The organism is Pseudomonas triclosanedens (assembly GCF_026686735.1).
GTDB classification, from domain to species: domain Bacteria; phylum Pseudomonadota; class Gammaproteobacteria; order Pseudomonadales; family Pseudomonadaceae; genus Pseudomonas; species Pseudomonas triclosanedens.
The window spans coordinates 960,032-977,936 of sequence record NZ_CP113432.1; the positions used below are offsets into that span (position 1 = coordinate 960,032).

The 17,905-nt window shown below is 64.6% G+C and carries 16 protein-coding genes; 6 read left to right on the forward strand and 10 right to left on the reverse strand.

What is annotated here, in order from left to right:
• Positions 1-45: 45 nt before the first annotated feature.
• Positions 46-2,445, reverse strand: coding sequence for a heavy metal translocating P-type ATPase (locus OU419_RS04575; protein WP_254471169.1), 2,400 nt, complete (start codon positions 2,443-2,445; stop codon positions 46-48).
• Positions 2,446-2,543: 98 nt separating this feature from the next.
• Positions 2,544-2,993 (reverse strand): hypothetical protein, encoded by a 450-nt coding sequence (locus OU419_RS04580; RefSeq protein WP_254471168.1) that lies wholly within the window; start codon positions 2,991-2,993, stop codon positions 2,544-2,546.
• Positions 2,994-3,149: 156 nt separating this feature from the next.
• Between OU419_RS04580 and OU419_RS04585 the strand changes: the two genes are divergently transcribed.
• Complete coding sequence (locus tag OU419_RS04585; protein ID WP_254471167.1) at positions 3,150-3,347, forward strand: heavy-metal-associated domain-containing protein; 198 nt, start codon at positions 3,150-3,152, stop codon at positions 3,345-3,347.
• 34 nt (positions 3,348-3,381) lie between these two features.
• On the opposite strand, the gene OU419_RS04590 is transcribed toward OU419_RS04585, so the two are convergent.
• Positions 3,382-4,011: a TetR family transcriptional regulator gene (locus tag OU419_RS04590; RefSeq protein WP_254471166.1), complete on the reverse strand. Its 630-nt coding sequence runs from the start codon at positions 4,009-4,011 to the stop codon at positions 3,382-3,384.
• Between the two features lie 152 nt (positions 4,012-4,163).
• On the opposite strand from OU419_RS04590, the gene OU419_RS04595 reads away from it, so the two are divergent.
• Both OU419_RS04595 and OU419_RS04600 read left to right on the forward strand, forming a co-directional pair.
• Positions 4,164-5,348, forward strand: coding sequence for an efflux RND transporter periplasmic adaptor subunit (locus OU419_RS04595; protein WP_254471165.1), 1,185 nt, complete (start codon positions 4,164-4,166; stop codon positions 5,346-5,348).
• Between the two features lie 12 nt (positions 5,349-5,360).
• Positions 5,361-8,510, forward strand: a complete 3,150-nt coding sequence (locus OU419_RS04600; protein WP_326494069.1) for an efflux RND transporter permease subunit — start codon at positions 5,361-5,363, stop codon at positions 8,508-8,510.
• A gap of 50 nt (positions 8,511-8,560) precedes the next feature.
• Here OU419_RS04600 and OU419_RS04605 read toward each other — a convergent pair whose 3' ends face one another.
• The 3 genes from OU419_RS04605 to OU419_RS04615 are packed head-to-tail and all read right to left on the reverse strand — an operon-like array spanning position 8,561 to position 11,412.
• Positions 8,561-8,956 (reverse strand): GtrA family protein, encoded by a 396-nt coding sequence (locus OU419_RS04605; protein ID WP_254471164.1) that lies wholly within the window; start codon positions 8,954-8,956, stop codon positions 8,561-8,563.
• A 7-nt stretch (positions 8,957-8,963) separates the two neighbouring features.
• The gene (locus OU419_RS04610; RefSeq protein WP_254471163.1) at positions 8,964-9,962 is read right to left on the reverse strand and encodes a glycosyltransferase family 2 protein; all 999 of its coding nucleotides are present in this window, start codon (positions 9,960-9,962) and stop codon (positions 8,964-8,966) included.
• Positions 9,940-11,412, reverse strand: coding sequence for a glucosyltransferase domain-containing protein (locus OU419_RS04615; RefSeq protein WP_254471162.1), 1,473 nt, complete (start codon positions 11,410-11,412; stop codon positions 9,940-9,942). Before OU419_RS04615 ends, OU419_RS04610 begins: the two co-directional genes overlap by 23 nt.
• Before the next feature lie 245 nt (positions 11,413-11,657).
• On the opposite strand from OU419_RS04615, the gene OU419_RS04620 reads away from it, so the two are divergent.
• Positions 11,658-12,833 carry a Bcr/CflA family multidrug efflux MFS transporter gene (locus tag OU419_RS04620; RefSeq protein WP_254471161.1) on the forward strand — a complete coding sequence of 392 codons (1,176 nt, stop codon included), beginning with the start codon at positions 11,658-11,660 and terminating at the stop codon, positions 12,831-12,833.
• Between the two features lie 6 nt (positions 12,834-12,839).
• Here the strand turns inward: OU419_RS04620 and OU419_RS04625 are convergent, their stop codons facing one another.
• Both OU419_RS04625 and OU419_RS04630 read right to left on the reverse strand, forming a co-directional pair.
• The gene (locus OU419_RS04625; protein ID WP_254471160.1) at positions 12,840-13,019 is read right to left on the reverse strand and encodes a hypothetical protein; all 180 of its coding nucleotides are present in this window, start codon (positions 13,017-13,019) and stop codon (positions 12,840-12,842) included.
• A gap of 104 nt (positions 13,020-13,123) precedes the next feature.
• Positions 13,124-14,005 (reverse strand): AraC family transcriptional regulator, encoded by an 882-nt coding sequence (locus tag OU419_RS04630; protein WP_254471159.1) that lies wholly within the window; start codon positions 14,003-14,005, stop codon positions 13,124-13,126.
• Positions 14,006-14,238: 233 nt separating this feature from the next.
• Between OU419_RS04630 and OU419_RS04635 the strand changes: the two genes are divergently transcribed.
• Together OU419_RS04635 and OU419_RS04640 are read left to right on the forward strand one after the other, a co-directional pair.
• The gene (locus OU419_RS04635; protein WP_254471407.1) at positions 14,239-16,134 is read left to right on the forward strand and encodes a propionyl-CoA synthetase; all 1,896 of its coding nucleotides are present in this window, start codon (positions 14,239-14,241) and stop codon (positions 16,132-16,134) included.
• A 139-nt stretch (positions 16,135-16,273) separates the two neighbouring features.
• The gene (locus OU419_RS04640) at positions 16,274-16,711 is read left to right on the forward strand and encodes a response regulator (protein ID WP_254471158.1); all 438 of its coding nucleotides are present in this window, start codon (positions 16,274-16,276) and stop codon (positions 16,709-16,711) included.
• 3 nt (positions 16,712-16,714) lie between these two features.
• Here the strand turns inward: OU419_RS04640 and OU419_RS04645 are convergent, their stop codons facing one another.
• Both OU419_RS04645 and ypfJ read right to left on the reverse strand, forming a co-directional pair.
• Complete coding sequence (locus OU419_RS04645; protein ID WP_254471406.1) at positions 16,715-16,789, reverse strand: hypothetical protein; 75 nt, start codon at positions 16,787-16,789, stop codon at positions 16,715-16,717.
• Between the two features lie 166 nt (positions 16,790-16,955).
• Positions 16,956-17,852 (reverse strand): KPN_02809 family neutral zinc metallopeptidase, encoded by an 897-nt coding sequence (gene ypfJ / locus OU419_RS04650; RefSeq protein ID WP_254471157.1) that lies wholly within the window; start codon positions 17,850-17,852, stop codon positions 16,956-16,958.
• Positions 17,853-17,905: the final 53 nt, after the last annotated feature.

Below are 17,905 nucleotides of genomic sequence, written 5' to 3' on the forward strand. Positions count from 1 at the left end.
ACTCCTCTTCATTTGGAAGCCCCCGCCTGGGCGGGGGCGCCGATTTCACTGTTGGTCCCTGGGTTTCCAGCGCTTGAGCAGCAGCGCGTTGCTCACCACGCTGACACTGGAGGCGGCCATTGCCGCGCCGGCGACCATCGGATTGAGCAGGCCGAAGGCGGCCAGCGGGATGCCCACCAGGTTGTAGATGAACGCCCAGAACAAGTTCTGGCGGATCTTCGCGTAGGTACGCCGCGAGATGTCCAGTGCCGCCGGTACCAGGCGCGGGTCGCCGCGCATCAGGGTGATGCCGGCTGCGTGCATGGCCACGTCGGTGCCACCGCCCATCGCGATGCCGACGTCGGCCGCGGCCAACGCAGGGGCGTCGTTGATGCCGTCACCGACCATTGCGACCACCTTGCCTTGCTTGCGCAGGGCGACGACTACGTCGGCCTTGTCGCCGGGAAGCACTTCGGCGTGGACATCGTCCAGTCCCAGCGCCTTGGCGACCACCTTGGCGCTGCCACGGTTGTCGCCAGTGATCAGGTGGCTGGTGATGCTGTGCTCACGCAGGGTGTCGATGGCGGTTCTTGCACCCTCCTTGAGGCTGTCGCCAAAGGCGAACAGTGCTATCACGCGGGCCTGCGGCTCACGCTCGATCAGCCAGGACAGGGTACGTCCTTCGTCTTCCCAGGCACGGGCGGATTCGGCCATGTCGCCGGGCTGCAGTTGCAGTTCGTCCAGCAGGCGACGGTTGCCCAGCGCCAGCAGGCGGCCATCCACGCGACCCTGGATGCCACGCCCGGTCAGCGCCTGGGTGTCCTGCGCGGCGACCGGGGCCAGACCGCGTTCGGTGCAGGTATCGAGCACGGCCTTGGCCAGCGGGTGTTCGCTACCGCGCTGCAGTGCGCCAGCCAGGGCCAGTGCCTGGTTCTCGTCGTTGGCGGCGAGGTTGGTGATGCTCGGCTGGCCCGAGGTGAGCGTGCCAGTCTTGTCGAACGCCACGGCGCTTACCGCATGGGCGACTTCCAGCGCTTCGGCGTCCTTGATCAGGATGCCGTGCTTGGCCGCTACGCCGGTGCCGGCCATGATCGCGGTCGGAGTTGCCAGGCCGAGGGCGCACGGGCAGGCGATCACCAGTACCGCCACGGCATTGATCAGCGCGTGCTCCCAGCCCGCGCCGGTGATCAGCCAGCCGACCAGGGTGGCCAGCGCGATGACGATGACGATCGGGACGAACACGTTGCTGACTTTGTCCACCAGCTTCTGGATCGGTGCCTTGGCAGCCTGTGCGTCCTCCACCAGGCGGATGATTCGTGCCAGCACGGTTTCGCCGCCCAGCGCGGTGGTCTTCACGCGGAGCACGCCTTCGCCGTTGATGGCGCCGCCGGTCACCGCATCCCCGATACCCTTGGCGACCGGCAGGCTCTCGCCGGTGATGAGCGCTTCGTCGGCATGGCTCTGGCCGTCGATGACTTCACCGTCCACCGGGAAACGTTCGCCGGGACGTACCAGCACTTCGTCGCCCAGGCGCAGTTCGGCGATGGCGACGTCTTCCTCAATGCCGTCACGCACACGGGTGGCGCGTTCCGGACGCAGGGCTTCCAGTGCCCGGATGGCCGCGGCGGTCTGGCGCTTGGCGCGGCTTTCCAGGTATTTGCCGAGGAGGATCAGGGTGATCACCACGGCGCTGGCTTCGAAGTACAGGTGCGGCATCTGCCCTGGCGCTGCGTCGTACCACAGGTACAGGCTCAGGCCGTAGCCGGCGCTGGTGCCCAGTGCCACCAGCAGATCCATGTTGCCGCTGCGGGCACGCACGGCTCTCCAGGCGGAGATGTAGAAGCGCGCACCGATAAGGAATTGCACAGGCGTGGCGAGCAGGAACTGCACCCAGGCCGGCAGCATCCAGTGCATGCCGAACCAGTCGCCGACCATCGGCAGAACCAGCGGCAGCGAAAGCACGATGGAAGCGGCCAGCCACCAGCGTTCACGGGCAAGACGCGCCGCCTGGCGGTCTGCCACGGGCTGGTCGGGTTCGATCGGGCGGGCGGTGTAGCCAGCCTTTTCGACAGCGGCGATCAGTGCGGCGGTATCCACCGCGCCGAGCAGGTCGAGGTGGGCGCGTTCGCTGGCAAGGTTGACGCTCACGTCGCTCACGCCAGGCACCTTGCGCAGGGCCCGTTCTACACGGCCGACGCAACTGGCGCAGGTCATGCCCTCGATGGACAGCTCCAGGCTGTGCGCGGGTACTTCGTAGCCTGCATGCTCCACCGCGGCCACCAGGGCGGGCAGGGTATCGCCGCTGGAAGCGCTGAGCTGGACACGCGCCTGTTCGCTGGCGAGGTTGACGCTTGCGTCCTGTACGCCAGGCACCGCGCGCAGCGCGCGCTCGACACGGCCGGCGCAACTGGCGCAGGTCATCCCGGAAACCGGGAGATCGAGTTCGATGAGGGTTGCAGTGTTCATGGGGTTCTCCCTGATGTTCCCGAACAGGATCAACCTTGACACTGTGGCAAGGTCAATAGCTTTTGTTCGGTTCCTTGCCGCAGCCAGGAAAACCTGTGTCAGCTCCCCCCGGGCACAGGCATCAGGTAGAGGCCGCTCTCGCTGTTGGCGATGCGGAATTTGCGCACTTCACCGGCGTGCAGCATCACCGACTGCCCGCGCAGTGGTTCCATTCCGCCGCGGCAGAGGCCGGAGTTTGCGGTCTGCAGGCGCAGCGAGGTTTCCCCTGGCGGAAGGTTCAGGGCGATTTCGCCTTCGGGCTGCAGGCGGGAAACCTTCTGGTCCTGCACATAGACATCAATGTCGCAGGCGGTACCGGTATCCAGTCGCTCGCGGCTGACGACGAGCACCGCGTAGGTTACGGGCTGGGCGTCGGGCATTGGCCAGGAGCCGGGCGAGGTGGGCGGCGGCGATGGCTGGGGTGGCTGGGCTGGTTCGTCGGGCATGCCGTCGGCCAGGGCGAGGGCGGCGAGCAACAGGGCGGGAGCCAGAACGAGGGAACGACGCACGGTGCGTTCTCCTTTACGGAATCATGTCCGCAGCTTGGCTTACAGGATGATCTGGAACAAGCATGGGTTGAGAAATCACGGGCGAGGGGTTGACCTTGCCATTAGGGGAAGGTCGAAACTCTGCCCAACGATCAATCAAACGACAGGAGATTCCCCATGCAAGCCTTCAAGGTTCAGGGCATGACTTGCGGCCACTGCGTACGAGCCGTTACCCAGGCGGTTCAGGCACTGGACGCCGCTGCCGAGGTGCAGGTCGATCTTGGCCAGGGTGAAGTACGGGTAGCCAGCCGTCTCGACGATGCGGCGATTCTCGCGGCTATCCGCGAGGAAGGCTACGAAGCCCAGGTCGCCTGAGCTCTCCCCCCGGGCCGGCATCATGCCGGCCTCGTCATGCCGGCGTGCGCCAGTCGCGCACCAGGCCACGGAACTGCGCATCGAACAGTACGCGTGTGTCCCGCTCCGCATCGAACAGTTCCGGATCGCGCAGCCAGTCACTGAGCAGGCCGACGAGCATCGCATGCACCGCGCGCGAGGCGATCCGTGGCGTGACGCCAGGCACCAGTCGGTTGCGGCAGTTCTCTCGGGCGAACAGGCGCTCGCACAGCTCGATGAACTGGCGGACGAAGTGATTGTGGCGCTCCTCGGCGTCACGTAGTTCGTCGGTGAATTCGCAGCGCTGCAGCAGGATCGTGAGGATGCGCCGGCGTTGCGGATCGCGCGCCAGGCTCTCGATGACTTCGACGCTCAGCTCGAACAGCGACTGGATCGGGTCGTGGTCATCGCAGCCGGATAACCGCTGCGCCAACTGTTCCGGCGGCAGGCGCACCTGGTTGAGCAGGTCGTTGAACAGATGGGCTTTGTTCTGGAAGTGCCAGTACACCGCGCCGCGTGTCACACCGGCGCTTCTGGCGATTTCTTCGAGGCTCGTATTGGAGACGCCCTTGGCAAAAAAGAGCTGCTCGGCCGAGTCGAGTATCGTCTGTCGCGTCTTTTCCGAATCTTCTTTAGTTCTTCTCATGGCGCTTGCTGGTATACAGGCTAGGATCACTAATCAATTGGCAGTTTACTGATTTTGGTGCGCGAACAGTGCTTTACAGACACTGGCGCAGGTAACTGTCACTCAGTGAATATTCCTACGTCCCGCTGTCAGTCATTCCATGGAGAGGTTACATGCTGTTCGTCCGTCGCTTGCCCGTTGTGCTTGCCGTTGTTGGCTTGCCGGCTCTATTTGCCGCTGCGTTACAGGCTGAGGACAAGCCCGCTGCCGCTGCGCCTCCCGCGCCGCCGGTGACGGTCGAGGTCGCCCACAGCTCTCCCGTCCCGCTGACCTTCGAGTACTCGGCGCGGACCGCCGGCTACCGCGAGGTGGAGGTTCGCGCGCAGGTCAGTGGCATCCTGCAGCGCCGCACCTATGAGGAAGGCCGTCCGGTTAAGGAAGGCCAGGTGCTGTTCCGCATCGATCCGCGCCCCTACGAGGCCGCGTTGGGGCAGGCCAAGGGCTCGCTGGCGCAGACGCAGGCGCGCTATCGACAGACCGAGCGCGACCTCAAGCGTATCCGCGAACTGCAGAAGAAGGGTTTCGCCAGCGAAAGCGAGCTGGATCGCTACATTTCCGACTTCGAACAGGCCAAGGCGGATGTCGAGGCGGCCAAGGCGAACGTACAGGCCAAGCAGATCGACCTCAACTACACCACGGTGACCGCGCCGATCTCCGGCATGGCGAGCAAGGAAACCCGTTCCGAGGGCAGCCTGGTGGCCGCCAACGATCCGAATTCCAGCCTGCTGACCAAGCTCACCCAGCTCGATCCGGTCTACGTCAACTTCGCCTACCCGGACACCGCCGCCGCCAGCCTCAACGATGGCGTCAAGAGTGGGAAGCTGGTGCTGCCCAAGGATGGCAAGCTCAGCGCCGAGCTGCGCTTCGGCGACGGCTCCAAGTACCCCATCGACGGTGTGGTCGACTTCACTGACAGCTTCGTCAACACCGGCACCGGTACGGTGAATGCCCGTGCGGTGGTGCCCAACCCGCAGAACCTGCTGATCCCCGGCCAGTTCGTGCGCATCCTGATCAAGGGCATCACCCGCAAGGATTCGGTTACCGTGCCCGAGCGTGCGCTGGCCCAGGGCCCGCGCGGCACCTTCGTTTACGTGGTGGACAAGGACGGTTTCGCCCGCGTTCGCCAGGTCACCACCGGGCAAACGGTCGACGGCCGATGGATCATCGAGGCCGGCGTGGACGATGGCGACCGGGTGATCGTCGACGGTGTCATCAAGGTGCGTCCCGATCAGCCGGTGCGGGTCGTGGAAGGCGGCGCGCAGGAGCCTGCGGCCAAACCCGACCAGACCCAGTCGTAAGGAGCGCCTATCGTGATTTCGCGCTTCTTCATCGAACGTCCAGTGTTCGCGATGGTGATTTCCATCGTGATCCTGCTCGCCGGCCTGGTGGCCATGCGTGCGTTGCCTGTCGCCCAGTACCCGGAGATCGTGCCGCCGGAGGTCTCGGTGACGGCTTCCTATCCGGGGGCCAGCTCGCAGGTCATCGCCGAAACCGTGGCCGCGCCGCTGGAGCAGGAAATCAACGGCGTCGAGGGCATGATCTACCAGTTGTCGAACTCCGACAGCAGTGGCGCCATGAGCCTGACCGTGTACTTCGAGGTAGGCACGGACCCGGACCAGGCCACCATCGACGTCAACAACAAGGTGCAGGCGGCCCTCGCCAAGTTGCCCGAAGAGGTGCGCCGGCAAGGGGTGCAGGTGGAGAAGAAATCCGCCGACATCCTGCAGGTGGTGACCCTGTTCTCGCCGGACAACTCCCGCGATCCGATCTTCATCAGCAACTATGCGTTGATCAACGTGATCGACGACCTGAAGCGGATCCCCGGCGTCGGCGACGTCAGCCAGTTCGGTTCCAAGGATTACTCCATGCGCATCTGGCTGCGCCCGGACAAGCTGGCGCAGTACAACCTGACGCCGTCCGACGTGGTCAGTGCGATCCGCGAGCAGAACTCCCAGTTCGCCGCCGGCAGTTTCGGCCAGCAGCCGATGAATGAGCCGCAGGACTTCACCTACATGGCCACGGCCCAGGGGCGCTTCACCGATCCCAAGGAGTTCGAGAACGTCATCCTGCGCAGCGACTCGACCGGCGCCAGCCTGCTGCTCAAGGACGTGGCGCGGGTCGAGCTGGGGGCGCAGGACTACTCCCTGGTGACCTCCCTGAACGGCCAGCAGAACGCGGCGTTCGGTATCTACCTGCAGCCCGGTGCCAACGCCCTGGACACCGCCCAGGCCGTGCGTGACCACATGGCGGCGCTGGCCAAGCGCTTCCCGCAGGGCATCACCTACAAGATTCCCTACGACACCACCACCTTCGTGAAGGTCTCCATCGAGGAGGTGGTCCACACCTTCATCGAGGCGCTGATCCTGGTGATGGTGGTGGTCTTCGTCTTCCTGCAGAACATCCGCGCCACGCTGATCCCGGTGCTGGCTATCCCGGTATCGCTGGTCGGTACCTTTGCCGGCATGTACCTGCTGGGGTTCTCCATCAACCTCCTGTCGCTGTTCGGCATGGTGCTGGCGATCGGCATCGTGGTGGACGACGCCATCGTGGTGCTGGAGAACGTCGAGCGGGTGATGCGCACCGAGAAGCTCAGCCCGAAGGAAGCTGCGATCAAGGCGATGGAAGAAGTGACCGGGCCGATCATCGCCATCGTGCTCGTACTCTGCGCGGTATTCATTCCGGTCGGCTTCCTCGGCGGCCTGGCCGGCCAGATGTACCAGCAGTTCGCGATCACCATCGCGGTGTCGGTAGTGATCTCCGGCATCGTCGCCCTGACACTCTCGCCGGCGCTCTGCGCCCTGATCCTCAAGCCCGAGCACAAGGAACCAGCGGCGCCGTTCCGCTGGTTCAACCGCACCTTCGAGCGCATCACCAACGGCTATGGCGCGGGCGTGCAGTTCTTCCTCAAACGCGCGGTCCTGGGCCTGGTGCTGTTCGGCGGCATGATCGGCCTGCTGGTCATCCTGTTCGGCCGGGTGCCTGGCTCGCTGGTGCCCGACGAAGACCAGGGCTACGTGCTCAACGCCTACTTCCTGCCGCCGGCGGCGTCGCTCAGCCGTACCGAGAAGCTCACCGGCGACGTGACCCAGGAGCTGATGAAGCATCCGGCGGTCGCGGATGTGGTGACCTTCGCCGGCTTCGACATCCTCACCTTCGGTACCCGCAGCAACGCCGGCGTGTCCTTCGTCACCCTGAAGGACTGGAAGGAGCGGAACACGCCGGAGCTGGATGCGCGCAACCTCACCCATGAATTCATGAAGATGGGCGCGGCGCAGGAGGACGGCGTGGTGATGTCCTTCAACCCGCCGCCGATCACCGGCATGAGTACCACCGGCGGCTTCGAGGCATACATCCAGGACCGCAGCGGTGGCACCTCCGAGCAACTGGAGGGCGTGGTGACGAAATTCCTCGCTGCCGCCTCCAAGCGCCCCGAGCTGGCTGGGTTGAACACCACCTTCAACGCCAACGTGCCGCAGTACTACATCGACCTGGACCGCACCAAGGCGCGTTCGCTGGGCGTAGCGATCAATGACGTGTTCACTGCGATGCAGTCCACCTTCGGCAGCTACTACGTCAACGACTTCACCCTGTATGGCCGTACCTGGCAGGTCTCCCTGGAGTCGGAGCCCGAGTTCCGCCGCAAACCGGAGGACCTGAGCCAGGTATTCGTCCGTGCTTCCACCGGCGACCTGGTCCCGCTGTCGACCCTGGTTTCCGTGAGACGCACCCTCGGGCCGGACTCCTACGCGCGCTTCAACGTGTTCCCGGCGGCCAAGCTGCTTGGCGGTCCGGCGCCGGGCTACAGCTCCGGCCAGGCATTGGCGGCGATGCAGGAAGTGGCCGACCAGGTGCTGGGCGAGGACTACTCGCTGGCCTGGATCGGCTCGGCCTACCAGGAGCTCGCCACCCAGGGTTCGGGTAGTACCGCGTTCATTTTCGGCCTGGTCCTGGTATTCCTGATCCTGGCGGCCCAGTACGAACGCTGGACACTGCCGCTGGCGGTGGTCACCGCGGTACCCTTCGCGGTATTCGGGGCGATCCTGGCGATCTGGCTGCGCGGCCTGGACAACGACGTGTACTTCCAGGTGGGCCTGGTGACGCTGATCGGCCTGGCGGCGAAGAACGCCATCCTGATCATCGAGTTCGCCGTGCTATGCCGTGAGGAACAGGGCATGGGCCCGGTGCAGGCGGCGCTGGAGGCGGCCAAGCTGCGTTTCCGCCCGATCGTCATGACCTCGCTGGCCTTCATCCTCGGTTGCGTACCGCTGGCGATCAGCACCGGCGCCGGCTCCGCGAGCCGTCACTCGATCGGTACCGGCGTGATCGGCGGGATGCTCGCCGCGACCCTGCTGGCGACCTTCCTTATCCCGATGTTCTACATGCTGGTTGAATCGGCCGCAGACAAGCTCGGCAATCGCAAGAAAGCCAAGCCGGACGACGGCAAGGTGCACGAGGCGTGACGTAATGGTGGCCGGGTGTCCTGCCAGTGCCAGGATGCCCGGTCTCCGTTTCACGCTGGAGGGCGGAATACCCAGCGTGCAGACATCCCGTAGTTGACGAGCATTCCCAGCAAACACCCCAGAGCCACTGCTCCGACAGGCCATTCACGGGCCAGGCTCCAATAGTGCAGCGCCAGCGCGTAGCCCAGACAGTTGACCGTGCCGCCCAGGCTGACAGCAGCCAGATAGCGGAGACCTTCCCGCAACTGCCCGTCGTGATGGGAGCGCTTTCCGAAAGTGCGGCGACGGTTGAATCGCCAGGTCACCCAGACCGCGCAGAAAAATGACACGGCGCGGCTTGCGTAGACGCTCAGCCCCTGCGAGATCAGCAGTTGCAGTACCGTGGCATCCACCATGAAGCCCAGCGTACCGCCCAAGGCGAACAGCGCCAGCCTCTTCAGCTGCATCGCTTTTTCAGACCTCGTCCTGAGTCTGAGGCAGCGCAGAAGATGGACCTCTGCCGTAACGAGCCTGGATGAGGTAGAGCGGACGTTGCTTCGACTCCGTGTAGATGCGCCCTACATATTCGCCGACCACGCCGATGCCGATCAGTTGAATGCCGGAGAGCAGCAGGATTGAGGTCAGCAGTGAGGCGTAGCCCGGAACGTCTGCTCCAAAAAGCAGGGTCCGAATGACGATGAAGCCTGCATACAGTATTGATACCGAGGCGATCAGGGCTCCGAGATACGTCCAGACTCGTAGTGGCAGGGTGCTGAAGCTGGTGATGCCTTCCAGGGCAAGATTCCAGAGCTTCCAGCCGGAGAACTTGGTAGTGCCGGCTGCTCTTGGGCTGCGGACATAGTCGATGACGGTCGTGCGGTGCCCAACCCAGGCGAACAGCCCTTTCATGAAGCGATGGCGTTCGGGCAGTGCTTTCAGGGCATCCACCACCTTCCGATCCATCAGGCGAAAATCTCCTACATTCTCGGGCAAGGCGACGTCGGAAATGCGGCTGTGCAGCCTGTAGAACCAATGCGCAGTGGAGCGCTTGAGTAGACCGTCCGCACTGCGATCGACTCGCCGAGCGAGAACGACGTCGTAGCCGTTGCGCCAATGGGCGAGAAACTCCACCAGTAGTTCTGGCGGGTCTTGCAGGTCGGCATCCATCGGCACAACGACGTCGCCGACGGCTTCGAAGAGCCCAGCCGTCAAGGCTGCCTCCTTGCCGAAGTTTCGGGCAAGGTCGATCACGATGACGTGAGGGTCCCGTTCTGCAAGCTCGCGCAGGTGGTCGAGTGTTCTATCTCGGCTTCCATCGTTGACGAACACGAGCTCGTAGCCAACCCCCTGCAACGACCGCAATTGGCGTGACACTTCTTCGTGGAACAGGCCGACCATCGCACTCTCGTTGTAGCAAGGTACGACTAACGAGATGAGTGGGGTGCAGGTCCTAGAGGCAGACATGGATGACATCGTCCTCACGGCTCAATGAGCCAGGCGCTGGCCAATGGGGCGAGTGGGCGCAGCGCGCCACATCTGCTTCGCTCGGATAGACGAACGGCATGTCCTGACCGCTTGCTTCGCGCAGCAGGCCTTGGATCGCCCAAGGAACGGTGAACGCTGAAGTACCGTGGTCGGGCATGTTTGAGGTCAGCGTTGCTGGGTAGCGCCATCCTTCTGCGACAAGGCTGACTCGGGGAGTGGCGATACTGGGGAACTGTTCGTGTATCGCCTGGGTGATGAGAAGTGCCTGGCCGAAGTCCCAGCGATTCAGACGCCATTGATCGCCAAGCAGTATCGCGCTGTGCTGCGCGAGCCCCCAGCAGACGAACAGCCATCCGACCATCAACGGCCGCATGGCGCGACCACAATTCAGGAGCGTCAGCATCGCGAGCAGGCCTACGGCGAATCCGGCAGCGCTAGCGGCACGCAATACGGGCCACCACACTTTGGTTAGTGCGAGGGGAAGGATCGATAGCAATTGCAGCAGCAGATATACGGCCAGCAACGTCAGGGCGAATACAGGGCGTCGGCGACCGACGCAAAGCCCCCCGATGACCAGCAGCGCACTCTGCGCCTTGACCAGTAGTCCTGATTCTATGGCAGTCCCGTCGAACAGCAGCTTTCGCAGCAGAGCGAACCCCTGCTCCGTACGCGTGAACAATCCGCTCCACGGCATGATCTGTGCCCTGGGATCTCCGGCGTCACTTCCAGCAGGCACCAGCACCGCATTGAGCAGGGCATATCCGAGCAGGGCGAACAGCAACGGCAGAACAAGCGGCCAGCGGCGCAGGATCTCTTGTAGCGGCCGATTCGTTTCGATGAAGGCACGCTGGACGAGAATTGGCAGGGTAATGCACAGCGCAATACTGATCGCCGGTTGGTAACAGCCCAGTGCGCCGATCAGTGCTAGTGCCGACAGCAGGTGTGTCCGCCATTGCCGCTGGTCCTCCAGCAGCCGTAACCATCCGCCGAGAAAGCCGATGAGGAGGAGCACGCAGCAAAGCGTATTCAGCGCAGCCTCGCGAAATGCCAGTAGTGCGGCGAAGAACGGGTGGCAGGCAATGAGTGCGCCACCCAGGCATGGTATCGCCGGCGAGCGTGGGTTGGGGCACAGCGAGATGGCCGCGAGGCTTGCCAGAATCGCGTATGCGAGCAGCAGGAGGGCGGTGTTCGGAAAGTAGATATCGCTCCAGTGGAGTCCCATCAGGTGGGTCAAGCGCTGTAACAGGGCCTCGGTATAGCGCCCCTGGCTCAGGTACATCGCCTCACCGGCTTCATCGTAGGTGAGCAGGTAGTCATCGGGCGTGAGTGCGGGAAACAGTGCGAATCCCTTGCTGGCCAGCGTTGCAAGCAGGGTGCAGGCGAAAACACGGCGAGTGAGTTCGTCGGAGGTGGGCTGGTTGGTGGGCGTGGCGTACATCTCTGAATTGCGCTCGATCTGGACGAAGCGACAATCTTCGCTGGTTGGCGATTGGGAAATTTCCGCATCGAATGGCGCTATTTCTCGGGTGGGGATGCTTTATCCCGGTTGTTCGAGTTACCAGTGCAGTGGGCGGTGGTATTCTCGCGGGCTTCGGTGGAACTCGGGGCGGCTTCCGCTACAGATGCATCTGGCGTTGTTTAAGGTCAGCCCCTCTCGTCCCACATGAGTCGACTAGGGACCCCATGAACTTCCGCATCCTGCTGATCCTCGGCGCGTTGAGCGCCTTCGGGCCTATGGCCATCGATTTCTATCTGCCCAGTTTCCCGATGCTGGCGCAGGCTTTCGGTACCGATGTCGAGCATGTACAGCTCAGTCTGTCCGCCTATTTTGCGGGGCTGGCCATCGGGCAACTGCTATACGGGCCGCTGGCTGATCGTTTTGGCCGGCGCCTGCCGTTGTTGCTTGGGGTAAGTATCTTCACGCTGGCCTCGGTGGCCTGTGCGTTTGCGCCGAGCCTGGAATGGCTGATCGGCGCACGGTTCGTCCAGGCGCTGGGCGGTTGCGCGGGGATGGTGATTTCCCGCGCGGTGGTGCGCGACCTGTGCGACCCGATTTCCGCCGCCAAGGCGTTCTCGCAATTGATGCTGGTGATGGGGCTGGCGCCGATCCTTGCGCCGTTGGCGGGGGGAATGCTGCTGAGCCTGTCCGGCTGGCGCTCGATCTTCTACTGCCTGACGGTGTTCAGCGCGCTGGCGGGCCTGGCGATTGCGCTGTGGTTGCCGGAGACGATTCCGAGCGGGCCGCGGCCGCCGTTGCGCGGGGCGGGGCGGCAGTATCTGGCGCTGTTCGCCGACCGTTCGTTCCTCACCTATGCGCTGACCGGCGGCGTGGCTATCGCCGGGATGTTCTCTTACATCGCCGGGTCGCCGTTCGTTTTCATCGAATTGTATGGCGTGCCGCCCGAGCACTATGGCTGGATCTTCGGCAGCAACGCGGCCGGTTTCATCCTCATGGCGCAGGTGAATGCGCGCTTGCTGCGCTATCGCGGGCCGGGGTTCTGGCTGCGTCGGGCGGTATGGGTGTATTTCGCCTGTGGTGCGCTGCTGCTGGCCATCACCCTGGCCAGGCCGGCGGAGCTGTGGCCGCTACTGGTCCCGCTGTTCGGCTGTATCGCCTGCCTGGGCTTCCTGTTGCCCAATGCGTCGGCCTGCGCGATGGCGAGCCAGGGGCGGCATGCCGGAAGCGCGTCGGCGCTGATGGGCAGTCTGCAGTTCAGCGTTGCGGCTGCGGCGTCGGCATTGGTCGGTGCGCTTCACGACGGCACCGCCCTGCCGATGGCGGTGGTGATCACCGTGTGTGGCCTGGTGGCCGCGCTGCTGGGGTGGGCGAGCGGTCAGATCACCGGGCGCTCGGCCTGATCGACCTCAGCCGGCAGCGCGCTGTTTCAGCTCCGGCAGCCTGTGCGGAGCATTCAGGCGCGCTTCCAGAGTGGCGACGAAGCTGCGGGCTTCCAGCTCGCTGCGGAACCTGACGGACTGCTTGTCCAGGCAGACTTCCCACGGCTGGTTCTTGTTGGCGCTGGACGGGCGAACGAGGATGTTCATGACTGGGCACCCTGAACGGTCGTTTGAAGGAATTTCAGTGTAGACCCGCCGTCGGATCTCCAAGGATGCGACCCAGGGTCGCCGACAATCGGCCCGCAACCTTGTCAGGCGCCGCCGCGGCCCTGGCTCAGGCGTTTCCGATAGGCGCTGGGGGAAAGCCCCATGACCTTGCTGAAAAGTCTTGAAAAGTAATAGCTGTCGTCATATCCCACTGCCTGGCTGACCTGGGCGATGCCGCAGCCGCTGCTGTCGAGCAGTTGGCAGGCGTATTCGATCTTCAGATGCAGGAAGTGCTGGACCGGCGTGCGCCCGGTCTGGGCCCGGTAGCGGTTGACGAAGTGGAACTTGGACAGGTTGCAGAAGGCCGCCAACTGGGCTAGTTCCAGGCGCTGATGCAGGTTGTCGCGCATGTAGGCGTGCAGGCCGTCGAGATCCATGCCGGCGTCACGTACCGGGCTCAGCAACGGCAACTGGCAGAGCAGGGCGCGCAGCCGGCTGGCGGCGAGAAGGAAGGGTTGGAAGCGATAGCCGCTGTGGCGGGCTTCCAGCAGTTGAGCGAAACCGCCGACCAGCGCGTGTTGCAGCCCCCAATGGCGGACCGCGCCGTCGCTGTAGCCTGCGGCGCTGCGCAGCCAGTTGGCGCTATCGCCGCGCAGGTGGACCCAGGAGATGCTCCAGGGGCTGGTCGCGTCGGCCTGGTAGGCGTGGGGTTGCCCTGGAGGCAGCCAGATCAGGTCGCCGCAGCCAACCGCCTGTTCGTTGTCGCCGGTGCGCAGGCGGCCCTGGCCTTCGCTGCAGTAGATCAGCAGGTGGTCGTCGTGCTGTTCGCGGCTCATCTGGTGGCCGTGGGCGCGCCGGTAATGGCCCAGTGAGCTGGGGTAGAGGTCGCGGCTCAGCGGGTGGCCGGCGAGCTTCTGCAGCAGTGCCGGCGGCAGCGCCAGGCGCAGGCTGTCGGGCGGGAGAGGCCAGTCCGAGGTTCTCGACATACGGGTAGCTCGCTCAGCAATTTAATCCAGCAAGACCACAATTTAGTCGATCTCTAGTGCTGTGTGCCGGTGATAGCTTTGCCTTGCGTGGGGTGTTCTGCCGTTGCCTGCGCAATAAAAGCCGGCTGCTGCCTATATCCGGCCACTGTACGACCAAAGGTTGATGGTCGGGTAGCAAAGCCCGGCCATACTCGTTGTTCGACCTCGATAACAACAAATAAGAGGCTCAGATGATGAATTACCGGCAGTGCTACGACCGCGCCATCGCAGATCCGTCTTCGTTCTGGGCCGAACAGGCCGGTCGAGTGGCCTGGTACCGCGCCCCGCAGGACATCCTGCAGTGCCTGCCCGATGGCAGTCACCGCTGGTTCGCCGATGGCCGGCTGAACTCCAGCTATCTCGCCCTCGATCGCCAGATCGAGCTGGGCCGCGGCGAACAGACCGCTCTGATCTATGACTCTCCCGTCACCAACACCCAGCAGCGCTTCACCTATCTGGAGCTGCGCGACGAGGTGGCGCGCCTGGCCGGAGCCCTGCGCGCGCTGGGCGTAGGGAAGGGGGACGGAGTGATCATCTACATGCCGATGGTGCCGCAGGCGGCGATGGCGATGCTGGCCTGCGCGCGGATCGGCGCGGTGCACTCGGTGGTGTTCGGCGGCTTCGCGCCCTACGAGTTGGCGCTGCGCATCGACGATGCCAAGCCCAGGCTGGTACTCACCGCGTCCTGCGGGCTGGAGTTCGATCGGGTCATCGAATACAAGCCGCTGGTGGACAAGGCGTTGGAGCTGGCGCTGCACCAGCCGGCGCACGTGATGGTGCTGCAGCGCCCGCAGGCAATGGCCGAATTGCACGCTGGCCGCGACGTGGACTGGCGCGAGGCACTGGCGCATGCACAGGCGGTCGAACCGGTGGAGCTGGCCAGCGGCGACCCGCTGTACATCATGTACACCTCCGGCACGACCGGTAAGCCCAAGGGCATCGTGCGCGACAATGGTGGCCATGCGGTGGCGCTGCATTACGCGCTGCCGACCATCTTCGGCCTGCAGCCTGGGGATGTCTGGTGGGGCGTTTCGGACGTCGGCTGGGTGGTTGGCCACTCGCTGATCGTCTATGGCCCGTTGATGAACGGTTGCACCACGGTGTTCTACGAGGGCAAACCGGTGCGCACGCCGGATGCCGGAAGCTACTGGCGGGTGATCGAGGAGCACAAGGTCAACAGCCTGTTCTGCGCCCCCACCGCGATCCGCGCCATCCGCAAGGAGGACCCCCACGGCGAGTTGCTCAAGCGCCACGATCTGAGCTCGCTGCGGCACCTGTTCCTGGCGGGCGAGAAGCTCGACAGCAGTACCCAGCACTGGCTGGAGGAACTTACCGGCAAGCCGGTGCACGACCACTGGTGGCAGACCGAGACCGGCTGGCCGGTGACCGCGCCCTGCACCGGCCTCGGCGGCCATGACCTGCGTGCGGGTTCCACCAACCGGGCAGTGCCGGGTTACCACGTGCAGGTGGTGGATGATGAAGGCCGTGTACTGGCGCCGAACGAGCAGGGCTCCATCGTCATCGCCCTGCCGTTGCCGCCCGGCTGCGCGCAGACTCTGTGGAACGATCACCCGCGCTATCTGCAGGCGTACCTGAAGACATTCCCCGGGTATTACCACACCGGCGATGGCGGCTATGTCGATGAAGAGGGATTCGTCTACATCATGGGTCGTACCGACGACGTGATCAACGTCTCCGGCCATCGGCTATCCACTGGCGAGATGGAGGAGTTGCTGGCACTGCACGATGCGGTGGCCGAATGCGCGGTGATCGCCGTGCAGGACAGTCTCAAGGGGCACGTGCCGTTGGGGCTGGTGGTACTCAAGGACGATGCGCGCATCGGTGAGGACGAACTCCAGCGCGAACTGGTGGCGCTGGTGCGCGAGCGTATCGGTGCGCTGGCCTGCTTCCAGCGTGCGGTGATGGTCAAGCGCCTGCCCAAGACTCGCTCCGGCAAGATTCTGCGCGCGGTGCTGCGCAAGATCGCCGATGGTGAGGAGTACGCACCTCCGTCGACCATCGACGACCCGGCCATCCTCGGCGAGATCGCCGGCCGCCTGGGTGCGGCCGGACTGGCCAAGGCAAGCTGATCCCACGCGCCGGCAATGCCGGCGTCTTTCCAGGACCGCCTCGCGCGGTCCTTTTTTTGTCCATCAGGTCGATTGCCTGGGGAGCTGGCAAACTGCTTCTATACTGGGGCCATCGGCCCCTACCAGTGGTATCGCGCTCATGGTCAACCAGGTCATCCTCGATGAGGAGGAGTTGCAGGCGCTGCGGGAGATCACTGCGCCACCGGCACGCAGGCCGGTAGTGCTGCTGGTAGACGATGACCGCGACGTGCTGGCGGAAATGTGCGAGTTGATCGAAGGCGCCGGCATCCGGTGCCTGACCGCCGGCAGCGCCGCCGAGGCGCTGCGCCGCATCCACCGGGACGAGTCGGACATCGACCTGCTGATCACCGACCTGCGCATGGAGGGTGAAGGCTCCGGCCTGGAGCTGATCCGCGAACTCAATGACATTGGCACCTTCCTGCCTATCATCGTCCTCTCGGGGCAGGCCGACACCCGTGACGTGATCGAGGCGATGCGCCTGAACGTGCTGGATTTCATGCTCAAGCCGGTGGATCCGGACTACCTGCTCGGCGCTCTGCGGCGCAACCTCGGCTAGGTACTATCGGCTACAACTCCCGCGGCCGAGCAGCCGGTAGACCGGGCAGGCGCCAAGCGATCCGGTGACCAGGGGCACCAGGCCGAGCCAGCCCCACGGTGTCTGCGGGCCGAGGAAGACCGGGGATCGGGCTGGGCCATTGGCGCTCCGCGAGATGACGACAGGCGCTCCGGAAGTGGTGTGCCGCGTTCTCTATACCCGAGGCGTTGGCAGGATGGGCTGCGCCAGGTCACTCACGGCTACTTCAGAGCGCCTGTGCCTTGAAGGTATCGCACTTGCCCGGCGAGCCGCTTTCGAAGCCGATCTTGAACCAGCGTACGCGCTGCGCCGACGAGCCGTGGGTGAAGGAGTCGGGCATCACGGTGCCGCGTGCCTGGCGTTGCAGGTGGTCGTCGCCGATTGCGTTGGCGGCATTCAGCGCCTCCTCCACGTCGCCTGGTTCCAGCCAGTTCAGGCGTTGCTGCGCGTGATTGGCCCAGACGCCGGCGAAGCAGTCGGCCTGCAGTTCCTGGCGTACCGACAGGCCATTGGCTCCTTCCATGCGCGCTCCGCGCTGGCGGGCGGCCTGGATCTTGGCGGAGATGCCCAGCAGGTTCTGTACGTGGTGGCCGACTTCGTGGGCGATCACGTAGGCCTGGGCGAAGTCGCCGGCGGCGGAGAACTTCTGCTCCATCTCGCGGAAGAAGCCAAGGTCGAGGTAGACGCGGTGGTCGCCCGGGCAATAGAAGGGGCCGACCGCCGATGAGGCGAAGCCGCAGGCCGAGTTCACTCCACCGTTGAACAGGATGAGCTTGGGCTGCTCGTACCGGGCGTTGCTGCGGGCAAAGATTTCGCCCCAGGTGTCTTCGGTGTCGCCGAGGATCGAGCGGACGAATTCCACCTGCGGGTCGTTGCCGCTGGCGGGCTTGCCCTGTACCGGGCGGCTGGGTGCCTGTTGGGAGACATCCATCTGGCCGAGCAGCGAGCCGAGGATGGTCATCGGATCCTGGCCCATCAGCAGCCCCACCACTACGACTATGGCCACTCCACCCAGGCCCAGTCCGCGGCCGCCGATACGCAGGCCGCCACCGCCCATTCCGCCGCCGGTTTCATCGCGGGCATCCACTACGTTGTCGCTGCGTCGTCCCTTGCGCCAGAGCATGGCGGCCCCTCCTTCGAACGGGTTGGTTCAGTGTTGCTGCCAGCGGCCTTCGT

Bases quoted from the DNA above. Each gene is read 5' to 3' on its own strand.
- OU419_RS04575 (WP_254471169.1), bottom strand. From the start codon at position 2,445: ATGAACACTGCAACCCTCATCGAACTCGATCTCCCGGTTTCCGGGATG.
- OU419_RS04605 (WP_254471164.1), bottom strand. From the start codon at position 8,956: ATGCAGCTGAAGAGGCTGGCGCTGTTCGCCTTGGGCGGTACGCTGGGC.
- OU419_RS04620 (WP_254471161.1), top strand. From the start codon at position 11,658: ATGAACTTCCGCATCCTGCTGATCCTCGGCGCGTTGAGCGCCTTCGGG.
- OU419_RS04610 (WP_254471163.1), bottom strand. From the start codon at position 9,962: ATGTCATCCATGTCTGCCTCTAGGACCTGCACCCCACTCATCTCGTTA.
- OU419_RS04585 (WP_254471167.1), top strand. From the start codon at position 3,150: ATGCAAGCCTTCAAGGTTCAGGGCATGACTTGCGGCCACTGCGTACGA.
- OU419_RS04635 (WP_254471407.1), top strand. From the start codon at position 14,239: ATGAATTACCGGCAGTGCTACGACCGCGCCATCGCAGATCCGTCTTCG.
- OU419_RS04595 (WP_254471165.1), top strand. From the start codon at position 4,164: ATGCTGTTCGTCCGTCGCTTGCCCGTTGTGCTTGCCGTTGTTGGCTTG.
- ypfJ (WP_254471157.1), bottom strand. From the start codon at position 17,852: ATGCTCTGGCGCAAGGGACGACGCAGCGACAACGTAGTGGATGCCCGC.
- OU419_RS04615 (WP_254471162.1), bottom strand. From the start codon at position 11,412: ATGTACGCCACGCCCACCAACCAGCCCACCTCCGACGAACTCACTCGC.
- OU419_RS04590 (WP_254471166.1), bottom strand. From the start codon at position 4,011: ATGAGAAGAACTAAAGAAGATTCGGAAAAGACGCGACAGACGATACTC.
- OU419_RS04625 (WP_254471160.1), bottom strand. From the start codon at position 13,019: ATGAACATCCTCGTTCGCCCGTCCAGCGCCAACAAGAACCAGCCGTGG.
- OU419_RS04640 (WP_254471158.1), top strand. From the start codon at position 16,274: ATGGTCAACCAGGTCATCCTCGATGAGGAGGAGTTGCAGGCGCTGCGG.
- OU419_RS04630 (WP_254471159.1), bottom strand. From the start codon at position 14,005: ATGTCGAGAACCTCGGACTGGCCTCTCCCGCCCGACAGCCTGCGCCTG.